Origin of the sequence: Zongyangia hominis, from assembly GCF_014385095.1 — a bacterium.
Lineage (GTDB): Bacteria > Bacillota > Clostridia > Oscillospirales > Ruminococcaceae > Zongyangia > Zongyangia hominis.
In genome coordinates, this window is record NZ_JACRTC010000001.1 from 662,243 (window position 1) to 677,439 (window position 15,197).

The 15,197-nt window shown below is 54.5% G+C and carries 18 protein-coding genes; 3 read left to right on the top strand and 15 right to left on the bottom strand.

All coding sequences use genetic code 11. The annotated features are described in order from the left end of the window. Window positions 1-4: 4 nt before the first annotated feature. The 4 genes from H8709_RS02955 to H8709_RS02970 all read right to left on the bottom strand — a co-directional run bounded on the left by H8709_RS02955 (window position 5) and on the right by H8709_RS02970 (window position 2,169). Complete coding sequence (locus H8709_RS02955) at window positions 5-595, bottom strand: winged helix-turn-helix transcriptional regulator (RefSeq protein ID WP_262396870.1); 591 nt, start codon at window positions 593-595, stop codon at window positions 5-7. After that, window positions 592-924, bottom strand: a complete 333-nt coding sequence (locus H8709_RS02960; RefSeq protein ID WP_262396871.1) for a hypothetical protein — start codon at window positions 922-924, stop codon at window positions 592-594. The genes H8709_RS02955 and H8709_RS02960 overlap by 4 nt, the downstream gene beginning before the upstream one ends. Before the next feature lie 69 nt (window positions 925-993). Continuing rightward, window positions 994-1,875, bottom strand: a complete 882-nt coding sequence (locus tag H8709_RS02965) for a hypothetical protein (protein ID WP_262396872.1) — start codon at window positions 1,873-1,875, stop codon at window positions 994-996. Between the two features lie 72 nt (window positions 1,876-1,947). Next, window positions 1,948-2,169 carry a hypothetical protein gene (locus tag H8709_RS02970; RefSeq protein ID WP_021632991.1) on the bottom strand — a complete coding sequence of 74 codons (222 nt, stop codon included), beginning with the start codon at window positions 2,167-2,169 and terminating at the stop codon, window positions 1,948-1,950. 196 nt (window positions 2,170-2,365) lie between these two features. Between H8709_RS02970 and H8709_RS02975 the strand changes: the two genes are divergently transcribed. Both H8709_RS02975 and H8709_RS02980 read left to right on the top strand, forming a co-directional pair. After that, the gene (locus tag H8709_RS02975) at window positions 2,366-2,740 is read left to right on the top strand and encodes a hypothetical protein (RefSeq protein ID WP_262396873.1); all 375 of its coding nucleotides are present in this window, start codon (window positions 2,366-2,368) and stop codon (window positions 2,738-2,740) included. Window positions 2,741-2,755: 15 nt separating this feature from the next. After that, window positions 2,756-3,598: a helix-turn-helix domain-containing protein gene (locus H8709_RS02980; protein WP_262396874.1), complete on the top strand. Its 843-nt coding sequence runs from the start codon at window positions 2,756-2,758 to the stop codon at window positions 3,596-3,598. Window positions 3,599-3,745: 147 nt separating this feature from the next. Here the strand turns inward: H8709_RS02980 and groL are convergent, their stop codons facing one another. The 8 genes from groL to H8709_RS03020 form a co-directional block, all read right to left on the bottom strand. Beyond that, window positions 3,746-5,377, bottom strand: a complete 1,632-nt coding sequence (groL, locus tag H8709_RS02985; RefSeq protein WP_262396875.1) for a chaperonin GroEL — start codon at window positions 5,375-5,377, stop codon at window positions 3,746-3,748. A 42-nt stretch (window positions 5,378-5,419) separates the two neighbouring features. Continuing rightward, complete coding sequence (locus tag H8709_RS02990) at window positions 5,420-5,704, bottom strand: co-chaperone GroES (RefSeq protein WP_262396876.1); 285 nt, start codon at window positions 5,702-5,704, stop codon at window positions 5,420-5,422. A gap of 49 nt (window positions 5,705-5,753) precedes the next feature. Next, window positions 5,754-5,957 carry a hypothetical protein gene (locus tag H8709_RS02995; protein WP_262396877.1) on the bottom strand — a complete coding sequence of 68 codons (204 nt, stop codon included), beginning with the start codon at window positions 5,955-5,957 and terminating at the stop codon, window positions 5,754-5,756. A gap of 5 nt (window positions 5,958-5,962) precedes the next feature. After that, entirely contained in the window at window positions 5,963-6,688 is a 726-nt protein-coding gene (locus H8709_RS03000) for a conjugal transfer protein TraX (protein ID WP_262396878.1), read from the bottom strand. Between the two features lie 2 nt (window positions 6,689-6,690). Next, complete coding sequence (locus H8709_RS03005; protein WP_262396879.1) at window positions 6,691-7,431, bottom strand: AAA family ATPase; 741 nt, start codon at window positions 7,429-7,431, stop codon at window positions 6,691-6,693. A gap of 191 nt (window positions 7,432-7,622) precedes the next feature. Further along, a complete protein-coding gene (locus H8709_RS03010; protein WP_262396880.1) occupies window positions 7,623-8,426 on the bottom strand; it encodes a TPM domain-containing protein in 804 nt (267 codons plus the stop codon). Window positions 8,427-8,456: 30 nt separating this feature from the next. Further along, on the bottom strand, window positions 8,457-9,038 hold the full coding sequence (locus H8709_RS03015; RefSeq protein WP_262396881.1) for a LemA family protein: 582 nt from the start codon (window positions 9,036-9,038) through the stop codon (window positions 8,457-8,459). Window positions 9,039-9,268: 230 nt separating this feature from the next. After that, complete coding sequence (locus H8709_RS03020) at window positions 9,269-10,384, bottom strand: THUMP domain-containing class I SAM-dependent RNA methyltransferase (RefSeq protein WP_262396882.1); 1,116 nt, start codon at window positions 10,382-10,384, stop codon at window positions 9,269-9,271. Window positions 10,385-10,597: 213 nt separating this feature from the next. Between H8709_RS03020 and H8709_RS03025 the strand changes: the two genes are divergently transcribed. Then, window positions 10,598-12,010: a glutamate synthase-related protein gene (locus tag H8709_RS03025; protein ID WP_262396883.1), complete on the top strand. Its 1,413-nt coding sequence runs from the start codon at window positions 10,598-10,600 to the stop codon at window positions 12,008-12,010. Between the two features lie 440 nt (window positions 12,011-12,450). Here the strand turns inward: H8709_RS03025 and hpf are convergent, their stop codons facing one another. From hpf to H8709_RS03040, 3 genes are all read right to left on the bottom strand, one after another. After that, complete coding sequence (gene hpf / locus H8709_RS03030) at window positions 12,451-12,978, bottom strand: ribosome hibernation-promoting factor, HPF/YfiA family (RefSeq protein WP_262396884.1); 528 nt, start codon at window positions 12,976-12,978, stop codon at window positions 12,451-12,453. Between the two features lie 133 nt (window positions 12,979-13,111). Beyond that, on the bottom strand, window positions 13,112-13,954 hold the full coding sequence (locus tag H8709_RS03035) for a fumarate hydratase (protein WP_262396885.1): 843 nt from the start codon (window positions 13,952-13,954) through the stop codon (window positions 13,112-13,114). 42 nt (window positions 13,955-13,996) lie between these two features. Further along, window positions 13,997-15,148, bottom strand: coding sequence for an amidohydrolase (locus H8709_RS03040; RefSeq protein WP_262396886.1), 1,152 nt, complete (start codon window positions 15,146-15,148; stop codon window positions 13,997-13,999). Window positions 15,149-15,197: the final 49 nt, after the last annotated feature.

Consider the following 15,197-nt stretch of genomic DNA (forward strand, 5'->3'; position numbering starts at 1 on the left):
CCTTTCAGACCTCGCCATAGAGCATCGAAATTCCATGAAACAGCTTCCAGCCTCGAAGTGACCGGTCATATTCGATCCATTCTCCAGTGGCTTGCAGGGCGGCAATATAGCGCTGTACACTGCGCAGCGGTAGTTCGGTCAGCTCAGCCAGTTTCTGCGTGGAGATGCCAGGATGACTCCGGATCAAGGCGAGGATTTTCAGCCCGTTTACCAACTTTTCACTGTATTCGTGCGCCTTTTTACTCTTGCTGTGTGCCGTGAGCAGCAGATATTTGAGCTTGTCCGTGATTGCATCAAAGGAATCGTAGCATTTGAAAAACTTTTGCAGCTCTTTTGGAGGTTTGGGCTCTCCAAGCCAGATAACGGTTTCGTCGGTGCAGCCGTTGACCTGCGAATAGTAATCGAAGATCATGCCGATGGAATCCTGGTCCATCTCCGGGGCATAGATGATCAGTACCTCACAGTTGATTGCGATCAGGTCGGTCGGCGCATCGGTGTCAAAAACCTCATAGTCCCGTGTCGGGATATTATCTTCAACGAGTGCGTTCTGTTCTTCGGTCAGACCGAAGGTATTGATACGATAGTCCCGACTCATTTGCTGCTGCCCCCTTTCGCGAGTTCACTTCTTGCCACATCAAAATTTGTTCCGCAGGTGATGCACCGCATCCGGATATACTGCTTTGCCAGCTTGTTTTGTTTCAGCCGGATCACCAATGCGATGCTCCAGAAAACAATACCCACTATCGTGACAAGCACTGAGAGCATATAACCGCCGAACGCAACGATCAGCCACAGAAAAAACCAGATACCAAACTCTACTTTTGGATACGGAACGCAGTACACATTGTGACTGCCGCAGTTCGGACAGGTCACATCGTCCCCCGTCAGAACGGTTTTGCCCTGTGTGAATTGTTCTTCTGCCATAAAACCATCCTCCTGTTTTTGAGGACAGTATAGCAAACCGCCGCGACAACAGGGTGGTAGTGCAAAAAATTATTTGCCTTTTATCTGCTTCATCTGTTCGGCATAAAGACCATAGCCCATATAGGAGGCATTTGCAACCAGAATGGGGAAGGGATACTTATCCGGCTCAACTTCTTTTAGAAGAGCAGGAAGAATTTTGCTCTCTGGATCGTGGTTTGCGAAGAGAAAAATCACTTCCGGGTCCAAGGAACTGATTTTAACATCATACTGTCTTTCATTAAGACCATCTACCAGTCCCAGCCGGCACTTCTGGGAAAATACCAGAGACATGTCCCGGCAGAAATCACTTACTTTTTCCCTGTCACTGAGAAACGCCTGAAAATCCTCCAGATGCTTCTCAATTCCGGCAGTCCCTTTTAATGCACCGTCCCCATATTTGACTTCAATCAGTGCGAGAGAAATTCGGCTAGTGTCTTTTCGTACGGCGCCATTGGACAGCCATTTTAGTGCTACCATGTCAAATCTGGCGCTGCCGTCAGCAAATTCAATGTCGGCAATGTAATAGTCTGTGCCGTTGGAAATTTTGCCGTGGTTATTGTTTTCCCGCGCGATTACCTGTTGGAACTCTCGTTCATATTTTGGATGTTTGTGAAACCACCAGTCCATGGCCTGCTTATAAAAGGGAAGATTTGAGACTGCTTCTGCAGGAGATGGATTTCTGCTAAGGCTTGCAGAGTCTTCTGTACAGTAGTTTGTATCAAAAGATATCGAGAACGAGTTGTTGATTTCCTCAATTTTGAAAATGCTCCCTCCACGGTAATAGATGTTCACGGAGTCTCCACGAAGTTCCAAGTCTAAAGTATCATCTTTTTTGACGGCCTCCAGCAAGGAAGACAGCTCTCCGGACAAGAAAGCGTTTAACATTTTCTCGGAAATTTGTCTCTTTTTCATGCAATTTACCTCCTGCTTATTTTTATGTCTACATTATATGATTTTACCATATAAGGCACAAGCCCAAAAGTTTTATTTTCTCTTCTGCCACACAATGTCATACCCCAGCGCGTCCGCCAGTTCCACCGCCTCGCCATAGCGGAGCGAGCCGCGCTTGAGCTTGCCGGAGAGATTGGGAACGCTGCGGCTCCAGCCGTACTCGTCGGAGAGGTAGTCCACCACCTCGGTCATGGTCATGCCGGTGCGGACGATGTAGGACTTGATCTCGTTGCGATAAGTTTCAGATTTTCTCATATTAAAACTTCCTCCTGTTATTTCGTTGCGCTCTATGGTAAAATAGGTTTGTCAAATCGTGACACCTATTCGCCATAGGGCGCTGGTTTTTGATGCACGGCTTTCGGCTGAAAATACTGCCAATGATACGTTGGTCACGGGCAACACCCGCAGCTTTTGCCGTTTGATGTGTCTTTGCGTGAAGCGGAGAAATATCATGTTGAACGACAAACGTCGTTCACTGCTGAATAGCGCTCTATTCCGTGCATATAACCGCACAGAGCGGAAAACTATTTCGCTGTTTTCACTTGCTTTGATTTTTACGTTTGATTTTGCCGCTCTTTCCGAACGTCGTTCCTGCCCGGAGGATCGCTCCCGGCGTTTCGTTCTCCTTGGTGCGCTGGATGCGGCACTTCGCCAGAGAACATATCCCGTTCGGACGGTCATGCAATTTTCAAGGTTCAGGTGCGATTGCAAGACCATTTTAGTGAAAAATATAGCCCTCTCCCGTATATCCAAGAGGTCGGAAAACGCGCCAAAAAATGCAAATTTCCACGCTTATGGACAAGACCGGAAAAGGGCAGAAATTTGAAGGGAGGACACCGCTATGCAGCCAAAACTCACCATTCAGGAACGGCTCAAAGACCTGCGTGTGGAGCGCGGTCTGACGCTGGAACAGCTATCTGCGGAAACAGGTATTTCAAAGTCTGCGCTGGGAAAATACGAAGCCGATGATTTTAAGGACATCAGCCCGTTCAGCATGGTAGAGCTGGCAAAGTTCTACGGCGTGACCACCGACTATCTGCTGGGGCTGACAGAACAAAAAAATCACCCAAACACAGAGCTGGACGCTCTGCATTTGGGTGATGATGCAATCGAAGTATTGAGAACGGGCAAGTTCAATCATCGGCTGCTGTCGGAATTGATCTGCCATAAAGATTTCCAGCGGTTTATGCTGGACACAGAAATTTACGTTGACCGGATCGCGGATATGCGGGTCAACGACATGAACGCCGTGCTGGAAGCAGTCCGGCAGATGACATTGATGAAAAACGGCGGCGAGGAAAATGATCTGCACCTGCGGACACTGGAAGTCGCGCAGATCAGAGAGGACGAGTATTTCGGAAGTCTGATTGCGGGCGATTTGAAAGATATTCTCCGTGATATACGGAGTGAACACCGCCCTGATACCATGACGGCAGATGAAACATCCCTTGTCGCAACCGTACAGGGGCAGTTGCAGGATGCGATGAACTTTGAGGGGAGCGTCGAGGAAAAGAAAGCAAAAGCACTGCTTGCCACATTGGGGATTGATTATGATGCCATTACGATGGAACAGTTTGTCAACTTGATCGAGGTGCTGAAGCTGTCCAAGCACCTGAAAACTCCCATCAGTCAGCGTGGGAAAACAACCATGACCCACGGCAAGGGAAAACGGAAACGAAAATAAGTAAAATCGGCACCTGCTTTTTGGCAGGTGCCGATTTCTGTTACCCTATAATGCGCTTGAATTTTTGGCGTAAGTGGCGTAAGTTTGGCGTAAATCCGCTTTTGCACGCTCAAAAAATCAAGCAATTTCAAGGCTTTGCGGTGTCTCTTAGTACATGCCGCCCATCTGGCCGCCGGCGGGCATGGGAGGAACGGGGTTCTCCTCTTTCTTGTCAGTGACCAAGCTCTCGGTGGTTAGCACCATGGCTGCCACAGAAGCGGCGTTTTCCAGTGCGCTTCTGGTGACCTTGGTCGGGTCGACGATACCAGCCTCCATCATGTCGACATACTTTTCGTTGTAGGCGTCAAAGCCATAGCCGACCTTGCGGGCACGGCGGATCTTGTCGATGATGACGGAGCCTTCCAGGCCTGCGTTCTCCGCGATCTGGCGGATGGGGGACTCCAGCGCTTTGAGGACGATGCGTACGCCGGTCTTCTCATCGCCGTCGCAGGACGGAATGATTTTCTCCACCGCGGGCATGGCGTTGATCATCGCCACGCCGCCGCCGGCCACGATGCCCTCTTCCACAGCCGCCTTGGTTGCGGAGAGTGCGTCTTCGATGCGCAGTTTCTTCTCTTTCATCTCAATTTCAGTGGCCGCGCCGACCTTGATAACGGCAACGCCGCCGGCCAGCTTGGCCAGGCGCTCCTGGAGCTTCTCGCGGTCAAAGTCGCTCTTGGAAACATCCAGCTGCGCTTTGATCTGGGCAACTCTCGCCTTGATTTCCTCAGGATTGCCGGCGCCGCCGACGATGATGGTGTTCTCCTTCTGAACTTTGACCTGGCGCGCATGGCCCAGCTGCGCCATGGTGGTCTCTTTGAGATCCAGTCCCAGTTCGTCGCAGATCAGGGTGCCGCCGGTCAGGATGGCGATATCCTGGAGCATCTCTTTTCTTCTGTCGCCAAAGCCGGGGGCCTTGACGGCGACGCAGGTGAAGGTGCCTCTGAGTTTATTGACAACCAGGGTGGTCAGCGCTTCGCCTTCCACATCCTCGGCGATGATGAGCAGCTTCTTGCCGGCCTGTACGATCTGCTCGAGCAGGGGCAGCAGATCCTGGATAGAGGAAATCTTCTTGTCGGTGATCAGGATGAGGGCGTCGTCGAGGACCGCTTCCATCTTGTCGGTGTCGGTAACCATATAGGGTGCGATATAGCCGCGGTCAAACTGCATGCCTTCCACGACCTCGCTGTAGGTCTCGGCGGTTCTGGACTCTTCGACGGTGATGACGCCCTCGGCGGTCACCTTATCCATGGCCTCGGCAATCAGGGTGCCGATGGTCTCATCGCCGGAGGAAACGGAAGCGACACGGGCGATGTCCTCGGTGCCGGAAACCTTCTTAGAGTTTTTGACAATCTCACTGACAGCGGCGTCCACCGCTTTTTTGATGCCTTTTTTGACGACCATGGGATTGGCGCCAGCGGCTACGTTCTTCATGCCCTCGTTGACAAGCGCCTGGGCCAGCAGGGTGGCGGTGGTGGTGCCGTCGCCAGCGGCGTCGTTGGTTTTGGTGGCCACTTCTTTGACCAGTTGCGCGCCCATATTCTCAAACGGGTCGTCCAGGTCGATCTCCTTGGCGATGGTAACGCCGTCGTTGGTGATCAGCGGAGCGCCGAATTTTTTATCGAGAACTACATTTCTGCCTTTGGGGCCCATGGTGATTCTGACGGTGTCCGCCAGCTGGTCAATACCGGCCTGCAGAGACTTTCTTGCCTCTTCGCCGTAGGAAATAATCTTAGCCATAATAAACTCCTCCAATAAAACTATGTTTCGTTGTTCTTATGCTTATTCTACCACAGCGAGAATGTCGGACTGGCGCAGGATGATGTATTCCTGGCCGTCGATTTTCACATTGGTGCCTGCGTACTGGCTCATCAGGACCTTCTGTCCCTCTTTGAGGTACATTTTCACTTCTTTGCCGTCGACCATGCCGCCCGGGCCCACCGAAATTACTTCGGCAACCTGGGGTTTCTCTTTGGCGTTGCCGGCCAGAATGATGCCGCTCTTGGTGGTTTCCTCGGCTTCCACCATTTTAATCACGACTCTGTCAGCAAGAGGTTTGATTGTCATTAGTAGTTCCTCCTTGTATGTTGGTTTTGATTAAACAAATTTTTAGCACTCAATATTCCCGAGTGCTAACTAATATTTTAGCCGATTTTTTATAAAAATCAAGCCCTTTTTTTATTTTTTTCGCTTTCTCATAAAATTTAACAAATCGTTCAACATTTGGCGGCAGTCCCATCTTATTCCTATGTGAAGCGGTCCCCCTGTGTGAAAAAAGGACAGCGGCGGCGGCCGCTGTCCTTTTTTCAACGCTTTTCATTATGCTTACATCCACTGGCCGATCAGATACAAAACCCAGATGTGCAGCGGATAAAACACATAAAACAGATATTTGACAAAGGGCGTATTCCTGCCCCGCTTCCCGTTATAGAGGAGGAGGGGGACGATGGCAAAGACCATCATCCACTGGGGATTGACCTGGAAATAATAGCTCGCCGGCTGCAACAAAAAGACCTCGCTTGCCAAGAGGGACGCCACCACATAGGCGGCGGCGAGGGGGCCGCGGGTCCCGTGGAAAAAGTAGAAGGCCAAGGTAATGGCAATGCCAATGAATCCCGCCTCGGTAAAGAGGACAAAGAGCATGGAGAGCAGGACGCCGACGAGGCTTATTCCCCGGCGTTTCCCCCGCAGGAAGCTGTCGATAAAAATGACCATGAGCAGACATCCGGCCAGTCCGAGAAAGATATTGTTGGGGATGCCGCTGTCGTCGTGGAAAAGCTTTACCAGCAGCCAGTTGCCAAACTGCATCCCCACACCGCAGCCCAATAGCCGCAGGAGATACTTTTCCACGTGCCGGCTGTGGAAGAAGGCTTCTACCATCAAAAAGAAAAAGATGGGCGCGCTCAGCCGCCCGATGTATCGCAGCCAAAGGGGCGTGCCGGGGAGAAATTCCCCGATGTGATCAGCCACCATGCACAATAGGCCGAAGACCTTCAAGCTCAGGCCGCTGAGTGCCCCGCCCCCGGCGCTCTCTCTTTTTTGCAGTTGCATGCTTATTCCTCCTCCCCCCGCAGCAGCTCCCGGAGCATCCGCTGGGGACTTTCCAAAAATGCCTTGGTAATCCGGTAGTGCTCGGTCTCCTCATATTTGACCCGGCGGATGCCATCCTCCCCAAAGAGCAGGATGTCCGCTCCGGGGTAGGCCATCAAAATGGGGGAATGGGTGACGATCAAAAACTGGGAGCCGTCCCGGACCAGTTCTCCCATCCGAGCCAAAAAAGTGAGCTGCCGGGAGGGCGACAGGGCCGCCTCCGGCTCGTCGATAAGATAAACGCCCTTCCCCCAAAAGCGGTGAATGGCCAAGGACAAAAAGCTTTCCCCATGGGACTGCTGGTGCAGCGACTTCCCGCCAAAGGAGTCAAAGAGGCCGGGCCCCCCGATTTCCTCCAGCCGCTCCACCTCGGTGGCCACGTTATAAAAGCTCTCCGCCCGCAGAAAGAACCCGTCCCTGGGCCTGACGGGTCCTTTGACCAGCCGCAGGGCCTGGTAGAGCCCCGAATGGGTGGGGTTGGAGGAAAAGGCAAAGTTCTTCGAGCCGCCCTCGGGGTTAAAGCCATAGGCCACGGCCACGGCTTCCAGCAGGGTGGACTTGCCGCTGCCGTTTTCCCCCACAAAGAAGGTGACCGGGCTTTGTAAATCCAGCGTTTCCAGCCCCCGGATGGCCGGGATGTCAAACAGGTAGCTGTCACACAGTTCCCTGGCATTTTCCTTGAGGACAATCGACCGAATATACATGCGCTTCCCCTCCATGCTCCCCAGTATAACACAATCTTCCTCATGGGAACACCCTCCCCCGCCTTGAAAGGAGCATACTCCCGCCGAAAACGGGTGACATACGGGGTTTGGCCCGCCCATTCGTTTGCTTGCCGGACAATAAAAAAGAACGGCTTTCGCCGTTCTTTTTTCTCTTTGATTCAGCTTCCCGTTTAGAAGCCGCGGGAACTGCCGCCCCCGCCGAAGCTGCCGCCTCCGCCGGAAAATCCTCCGCCGCCTCCGAAACCACCGCCGCCAAAGCCGCCCCCTCCGAAGAAGGTGTCATCGTCGTGGTGATGGCCGCGGCCATACATCATCGGCATAAAGAGGAAGCCGCCTCCGCCTCCACGGCCTCCACGGCCGCCGCGGGTAAGGACGCTCGCCAGGATAATGAGGCCAATGATGCCCATCGGCACAAGGACGGCGGGAAAACTTCTCCCCTCTTTCTCCTCGATCTCTTCGGCCGAGGGAAGCTCGTCGACCTGGATGCCGTATTCGTCATAGACGAGACTGAGCACCGCTCTATACCCTTCCCGCATACCAGTGGAGTAATCTCCATCCTTGTAGTAGGGAAGCATGTATTTGTCCTGGATTTGGCCGGTGCGCAGATCGGTCAAAGCCCCTTCCAGGCCATAGCCGACTTCGATGCGGCTCTGCCGCTCCTCCATGGCGAGTAGGAGCAGGACGCCGGAATCGTCCTCCTTGTCCCCAATGCCCCAGCTTTCCGCCAAGGTGTGGGAAAAGGTCTCCAAATCCATGCCGTCCATATTGTCGACGGTGACGACCACTACCTGCGCCTTGGTCTGCTCATAGAGACTGACGCCCAAGCGGTAGATCTCGTCCTCATCCTCCTGGGAGAGGACATTCGCAAAATCGTTGACAAAAAAACGGGAAGTGGGCTGCAATTGTTCGGGCGCGGCACCCATCAAAAGGATGCACAAAAGGCCCAGCACTGCTATGATACGCAGTTTTTTCATGTCGGTTCCTCCGCTTCTCGTTTTTCTCCGTTAGGCTCCAAAGTCCACAGAGGGCACATCCTGGGCGCCTTCCGAAGCCTGGAAGTAGTCCGCTTTGTCAAAGCCGAACATGGAAGCGATCATAGAAGACGGGAAGCGTTTAATTTTGGTGTTATATTCCTGGGCCGCCTCATTGTACTTGGTGCGTGCCACCTTGATGCGGTTTTCCGTTCCTTCCAACTGGTCCTGCAAAGCGATAAAGTTTTCGTTGGATTTGAGCTCCGGATAGTTTTCGACGATCAATAAAAGTCTGGACAGCGCAGAGCTCAGTTCGGAGTCCGCCTGGGCGCTTTCCTGCATGTTGGTCGCGCCGGCCAATTTGCTGCGGGCGTCCGCGATGTCGGTAAAGATTTCCTTTTCCTGGCTGGCGTAGCCTTTGACGGTCTCCACCAGGTTGGGGATTAAGTCCGACCTTCTTTGTAAATCCGCCTGAATGTCGCTGGCATATTTATCCACGTTTTCCTGGGTGGAAACTAAGGAGTTATAGGTGCCGATGCCCCATCCAAAGGCGATGACGACCAGCAGAACCAGAACGCCGACCACTGCTAATACGGTAATGGTTGATTTTTTCATGGCTATCCTCCAAAAATGTGTTGATTCGTTGCGTACACCGGACATCTCCGCCCCTGCAGGGAACCTTTGATGTGGTATGCCATTATTGTATCCGATCATCAAAGAATTAACAATGCCGGAAAAAGCGCGGTTTGGACCGTTTTGGACCAGTTTTGCTCGTTTTGGGTGCAGAGATACCCGGCTCGTATCCAGGGTAATGCAGGGTCATCCGCGCCCCTTCGCTCCCTCAATTATTTAAAATACATATAAAGCTGGCACTTGAGCATGCCGTTATAGAGCTTTCTTCTCTTATCCGCTCGGCGCCCAAATAACTGTTCAAACTCCTCGTCGGGACTGATGATGTAGTATTTGAGATACTTTCTGTGCTCGAACACCTGCCCCATAGTCCGATAGATCTCCCGGGCGGCGCTCACTTCCAGCATCCGCTCCCCATAGGGCGGATTGCAGTAGATCACCGCGCTTTCAAAGTCAGTGGAAAAGCTCCCAATATCTCGTTTTTCCACCCTAATCCTCGGGGATACGCCCGCTTTTTTGGCGTTTTCCCGGCTGAGCTCCACCGCCGCGTCGTCAATATCGAAGCCGTAGCCGTGATATCCCGCCTGCTTGTCGATGGCGCTGAGAGCTTCCTGGCGGGTCTGCTTCCAGATTTCCTGGGGAATAGCGCCCCAGCGCTCGCAGTCAAAACGGCGGTTGATGCCCGGCGCGATGTTCATGGCCACCATAGCCGACTCGATGAGGAAGGTGCCCGAGCCGCAGAACGGGTCGATGACGTTGGCGTCCTTCCGCAGTCGGGAGAGGAGCACGATTCCGGCGGCCAGCGTCTCTTTGATGGGGGCGAGATTCGCGTTTCTCCGATAGCCCCGCTTGTGGAGCCCCGGACCCGAGGTGTCGAGCATGATGGTGACCCGGTCCTTCATGATGGAAAACTGAATCTGGTGAAGCGGCCCCGTCTCCTCAAACCAGGACTGGTGGTAGACGTCGGACAGCCGGGTCACCACCGCCTTTTTGACGATGGACTGGCAGTCGGGCACGCTGTGCAATTTGGAATTGAGGGACCACCCCTTCACCGGGAAGCTGTCTTTTTTGCCGACAAAGTCCTCCCAGGGGATGGCCTTGACCCCCTGGAATAAATCCTCGAAGCTGTAGGCCGGAAACTCGGCCAGAATGATCTGGACCCGCTCGGCCGTGCGCAAATGAATATTGGCTTTGGCAAGCTCCGCAAAGCCGCCGTCAAAGGAAACCCGTCCGTCCACAACCTGGACATTTTCTAACTCCAGACGCCGGGCCTCGTCGCCCAGCACCCCTTCCAGGCCAAACATGCAGGGACAGGATAATTTCATCTTCATCCGTTTCTCCATTCCTTACTCATTTTCCCTTTATTATACCCCACTCCCCCCATAGCCGCAATAAATTTTCAGGACGGCTGGCAATTCTCTTCCCCCCATGGTATACTAAAATTAGTGATATTCCACAGTTTTTCTCCAACATCTCCGCGTTTTTTATCGCTGCATGAGCGAAGCGCGGTGTGGTGTCATCTAGTTACAAAAGGAGGTCATCATATGGCTCGATACATCTGCCCCATTTGCGGAAACAGTTACGACGAAGAAAAGGAGGGCGTTCCCTTCTCCGAACTGGCATCCGATTGGAGCTGTCCGGTCTGCACGGCGCCCAAGCACCTGTTCCAAAAGGAGGCGGACGGGGAAAAACCGGCGCCAGCCTCTCTCTCCGGTGCCGGCGAGGGCAATCCCTTAGCCTATCCCGCCCAGTTTTTCCGTCCGTCGGAGCCCTCCCAGCCCTACATGGCCGATATCCATGAAATGGCGGTCAGCGGAAAGTCCATCATCGAGTGCATGGGCACCCGCCTGCCCCTTCCCTCCTGGAACGATATCTTAATTCTCGGCGCACAGCTGGCCACCTTCCCCTTAGACGAACACGCGCCGGTACGCACCACCACCGTCATCGGCAAGCACGCGAAGAAGCCTATGGTCATCGAGAGTCCCGTCTATATCTCCCACATGTCCTTTGGCGCCCTCTCCAAAGAGATGAAGACGGCCCTATCGGCCGGCGCGGCCCTGGCCAAAACCGCCATGTGCAGCGGCGAAGGCGGCATCCTCCCGGAGGAGCGGGCCGCCGCCTATAAATATATCTTTGAGTATGTGCCCAATTTATACAGCGTCACCGACGAAAATCTGCAAAACGCCGACGCCATCGAGATCAAGATCGGCCAGGGCACCAAGCCCGGCATGGGCGGTCATCTGCCCGGCGAAAAGGTGACGCCGGAAATCGCTCAAATCCGGCAGAAGCCCCTGGGCAAGGACGTCATCAGCCCCTCCCGCTTCTCCGACATCCGCTCCAAAGAGGATTTGAAGAATCTGGTGGAAAGCCTCCGGGAGCGCTCGGGCGGGCGGCCCATCGGTGTCAAGATCGCGGCGGGCCACATCGAGCGGGACCTGGAATTCATTTCCTACGCCGCCCCCGATTTCATCACCATCGACGGGCGGGGCGGCGCCACGGGAGCGAGCCCCAAGATCATCCGGGACGCCACCAGCGTGCCCACTCTCTTCGCCCTCTACCGCGCCCGCCGTTACTTCGACGACCACGGCCTGGATATGGAGCTCGTCATCACCGGCGGCCTGCGGGTGTCCTCGGACTTTGCCAAGGCCATCGCCATGGGCGCGGACGCCGTCGCGGTGGCGAGCGCCGCCCTCATGGCCGGCGCCTGCCAGCAGTACCGCATCTGCGGCTCGGGGAAATGCCCCGTGGGCTGCGCCACCCAGGACCCGGAGCTGAGAAAGCGCCTCCAAATAGACACTGCGGCCCAACGGGTGGCAAACTATCTTAAAGTCTGCAACGAGGAACTCAAAACCTTTGCCCGCATCACCGGACACGACGATGTGCACGATCTGTGCCTCAACGACCTTTGCACCACAAGCTCCGAAATCTCCGATCACACCAACATCCCCCATGTCTGAGTCTCTTTTCAGTAAAAAAGGCCAGCCGTTATTGCGGCTGGCCTTTTTCATTCGATGCGCAGGGGCATCCGCGCCCAGCGCTTCGCCCCTCATGCGCAAAAATAGCCGCTTTCGCGGCTATTGGCGTCGCTTCGTTTTGCCAATTGAATGCGCAGGGGCATCCGCGCTTTCGCGCTCCGCCCCTCATGCGCAAAAATAGCCGCTTTCGCGGCTATTGGCGTCGCTTCGTTTTGCCAATTGAATGCGCAGGGGCATCCGCGCTTTCGCGCTCCGCCCCTCATGCGCAAAAATAGCCGCTTTCGCGGCTATTGGCGTCGCTTCGTTTTGCCAATTGAATGCGCAGGGGCATCCGCGCTTTCGCGCTCCGCCCCTCATACGCAAAAATAGCCGCTTTCGCGGCTATTTTATTAATATCAATTGACCGGCGTTACTCGGCCGGATTACTCTTCTTCAATTTCAGGCTCGATCAAACCGTAATCGCCATTTTTGCGCCGGTAGACCACACAGATGTCGCTGGTATCATCGTTGCGGAACATGAAAAACTCGTGCTCGAGCAGATTCATCTGCAAAATGGCTTCGTCCACACTCATGGGCTTGATGGCAAACCGTTTGGTCTTGACCACCCGGAAGTCCTCCTGCTCCACCGCGTCCTGATACTCGGGTGCAAACGCATCGACGCGCAGCCTCTTTTCCAGGCGGGATTTGTTCTTGACGATCTGTCTGACAAGGGAATCGACAACCACTTCCAGGGAATCAAACATGTCGCGGGTGGTTTCCTCTGCCCGGAAGACCATATACGCGGCGCGGATGGTTACTTCCACCGTCTCTCTGTCGCGCTCCCGGGACACTGTGACAACCGCCACCGCGTCCTGGTCAAAAAAGCGATCCAGTTTTTTGAGCTTTTTCTCTACGCGGGCTTTAAAAGAGTCGTTGATGGTCACCCTTCTGGCATTGATTGTGATGTTCATAAATCGGACCCCCTTAACTGGCTTATTCAACAATTTATATAAATTGTCTGTCTTTATTGTATCACAAATTGTTGAATATAGAAAGATATTTTCCGAATTTTCCATGAATTTGGCTTACTGTACAAAAGGGGGGTTATAAAACTGTGGTTTTGTGCCTTGTCACATGACATCCCATATTGACCGCTACGGGAAGTCCCGCAATGTGGGTGGGATAGGTTTCGATATTGACCGCAAGCGCCGTGGTCCTCCCGCCGAAAGCCTGGGGGCCGATGCCAAGGGCATTGATTTTATAGAGCATCTCCGCTTCCAGCGCCCCGTACAGATCGTCGGGGTTGCGCAGGGAGGCGTCCCGGCACAGGGCCTTCTTGGCCAGATACGCGCACAGCTCAAAGTCCCCGCCGATGCCCACGCCCACCACCACCGGCGGGCAGGGATTGCCGGAGGCGATCTCTACCGTCTCCACCACAAAGTCCACGATGTCGCCGGGCGTGGCGGAGGGAGTGAACATTTTGAGCCTGCTCATGTTCTCGCTGCCGAAGCCCTTGGGAGCCACCGTAATGCTGATTTTATCCCCCGGCACCACCGCCGTATGGATGACCGCCGGGGTGTTGTCGTTGGTATTGACCCGCCTGAGGGGGTCATCCACCACCGAACAACGCAGATTTCCTTCTAGGTAACCCTCCCGGACGCCCTGATGGATGGCAGCCTCGTAGTCCCCGCCCACGATGTGGACGTCTTGACCCAGCTTGACAAACACCACAGCCATACCCGTGTCCTGGCAGATGGGAATTCCCTGTTCCCGGGCGGTTTGGAAGTTGACGATCAAATCCCCCAGCACCTGCTTGGCCAACGGGAAATCCTCCTCTTCGTAGGAGGAGCGCATACAGCTTTCGATGTCGTCAGGAAGAATGTTGTTGGCTTCGATGCAAAGATCTTTGATGGCGTCGGCAATTTGCCGGACATGAATTTCTCTCACGATAAATTCCTCCTTCCTCGTTTTGTCCCGCAGTAACCCGTCTTACATGACGATGGAACCACCGATCATAACGAGCTTCGGTTTGGCGTAGACGGAGAACGGGTCCCCGGCGAATACCACCAGGTCCGCGTCCTTGCCCACCTCGATGGAGCCCACCCGGCTGTCGATGCCGCAGATGCGGGCGGGGGTAATGGTAATGGCTTTGAGCGCTTCGTCGTAGGCCATCCCCTCCTTGACCGCCAGCCCCGCGCACAGGGGCAGGTACTGGATGGGGATGACCGGGTGGTCGGTGCAGATGGCCACCTCCACCCCGCTGAGGGTGAGCAGTCCCGGATTTTGGGGAGAGAGCTCCTTGAGCTCCGGCTTGGAACGGTCGCACAAGAGCGGACCGGTGATCACCTTGGCCCCTTCTTCCCTTAGCGCGTCCGCGATTTTGTAGCCCTCGGTACCGTGGACCACCACGTAATCAAGATCGAACTCCTTGGCCAGCCGGACGGCGGTGAAGATGTCGTCAGCCCGGTGAGCGTGGATGTGGGCCTTTACTTCCCGCCGCAGGACGGGCAGCAGGGCCTCACATTTCATATCGTATTCCGGCTCGTCGCAGTCCTCGTCCTCCTGGGCCTTCTCCAAGTCCTGCATGTAGCGCCGCGCCTTATAAAGCTGCTCCCGGATGAGGGCTGCCGTGGCCATCCGGGTCACCGGCGTTTCCCCCTTGGGGTGATAGGTACCCTTGGGATTCTCCCCCAGGGCGAATTTCATGGCTACCGGCTCTTTGATGACACAGTCTTCCATCCGCACCCCCCGGGTCTTCATGGCCACCATCTGTCCGGAGATGGGGTTGGCGCTGCCGGGGCCGGTGATCACCGTGGTAACGCCTGCCTGTCTAGCTTCCTCAAAACAGCGGTCCAGGGGATTGATCGCGTCGAAGGCCCGCAGATGGGGGGTAGTGGGATCGGTGTCCTCGTTGCCGTCGTCCCCCTCAAAGCCCAGGCCGTCCTCCCACATGCCTAGATGGGTGTGGGCGTCTATGAAGCCGGGGTAAACGGTAAAGCCATGCAGGTCGATGGCCTCTCCCTGTTCCTCCAACTCTTCCATAGGTCCCATCTGAGCGATGACGCCGTCCTCAATTTTGAGATATCCCTCTTCGATGACGCCTTGGGTGACTGTGTTAATTTTTGCGTGAATCAGATACATTTTCATCCTCGTTTCCATTTATTAGAAAAATTTCTTTAAAATCAATTGA

Bases quoted from the DNA above. Each gene is read 5' to 3' on its own strand.
- H8709_RS02955 (WP_262396870.1), bottom strand. From the start codon at position 595: ATGAGTCGGGACTATCGTATCAATACCTTCGGTCTGACCGAAGAACAG.
- H8709_RS02960 (WP_262396871.1), bottom strand. From the start codon at position 924: ATGGCAGAAGAACAATTCACACAGGGCAAAACCGTTCTGACGGGGGAC.
- H8709_RS02965 (WP_262396872.1), bottom strand. From the start codon at position 1,875: ATGAAAAAGAGACAAATTTCCGAGAAAATGTTAAACGCTTTCTTGTCC.
- H8709_RS02970 (WP_021632991.1), bottom strand. From the start codon at position 2,169: ATGAGAAAATCTGAAACTTATCGCAACGAGATCAAGTCCTACATCGTC.
- H8709_RS02975 (WP_262396873.1), top strand. From the start codon at position 2,366: ATGTTGAACGACAAACGTCGTTCACTGCTGAATAGCGCTCTATTCCGT.
- H8709_RS02980 (WP_262396874.1), top strand. From the start codon at position 2,756: ATGCAGCCAAAACTCACCATTCAGGAACGGCTCAAAGACCTGCGTGTG.
- groL (WP_262396875.1), bottom strand. From the start codon at position 5,377: ATGGCTAAGATTATTTCCTACGGCGAAGAGGCAAGAAAGTCTCTGCAG.
- H8709_RS02990 (WP_262396876.1), bottom strand. From the start codon at position 5,704: ATGACAATCAAACCTCTTGCTGACAGAGTCGTGATTAAAATGGTGGAA.
- H8709_RS02995 (WP_262396877.1), bottom strand. From the start codon at position 5,957: ATGAAAAGCGTTGAAAAAAGGACAGCGGCCGCCGCCGCTGTCCTTTTT.
- H8709_RS03000 (WP_262396878.1), bottom strand. From the start codon at position 6,688: ATGCAACTGCAAAAAAGAGAGAGCGCCGGGGGCGGGGCACTCAGCGGC.
- H8709_RS03005 (WP_262396879.1), bottom strand. From the start codon at position 7,431: ATGTATATTCGGTCGATTGTCCTCAAGGAAAATGCCAGGGAACTGTGT.
- H8709_RS03010 (WP_262396880.1), bottom strand. From the start codon at position 8,426: ATGAAAAAACTGCGTATCATAGCAGTGCTGGGCCTTTTGTGCATCCTT.
- H8709_RS03015 (WP_262396881.1), bottom strand. From the start codon at position 9,038: ATGAAAAAATCAACCATTACCGTATTAGCAGTGGTCGGCGTTCTGGTT.
- H8709_RS03020 (WP_262396882.1), bottom strand. From the start codon at position 10,384: ATGAAGATGAAATTATCCTGTCCCTGCATGTTTGGCCTGGAAGGGGTG.
- H8709_RS03025 (WP_262396883.1), top strand. From the start codon at position 10,598: ATGGCTCGATACATCTGCCCCATTTGCGGAAACAGTTACGACGAAGAA.
- hpf (WP_262396884.1), bottom strand. From the start codon at position 12,978: ATGAACATCACAATCAATGCCAGAAGGGTGACCATCAACGACTCTTTT.
- H8709_RS03040 (WP_262396886.1), bottom strand. From the start codon at position 15,148: ATGTATCTGATTCACGCAAAAATTAACACAGTCACCCAAGGCGTCATC.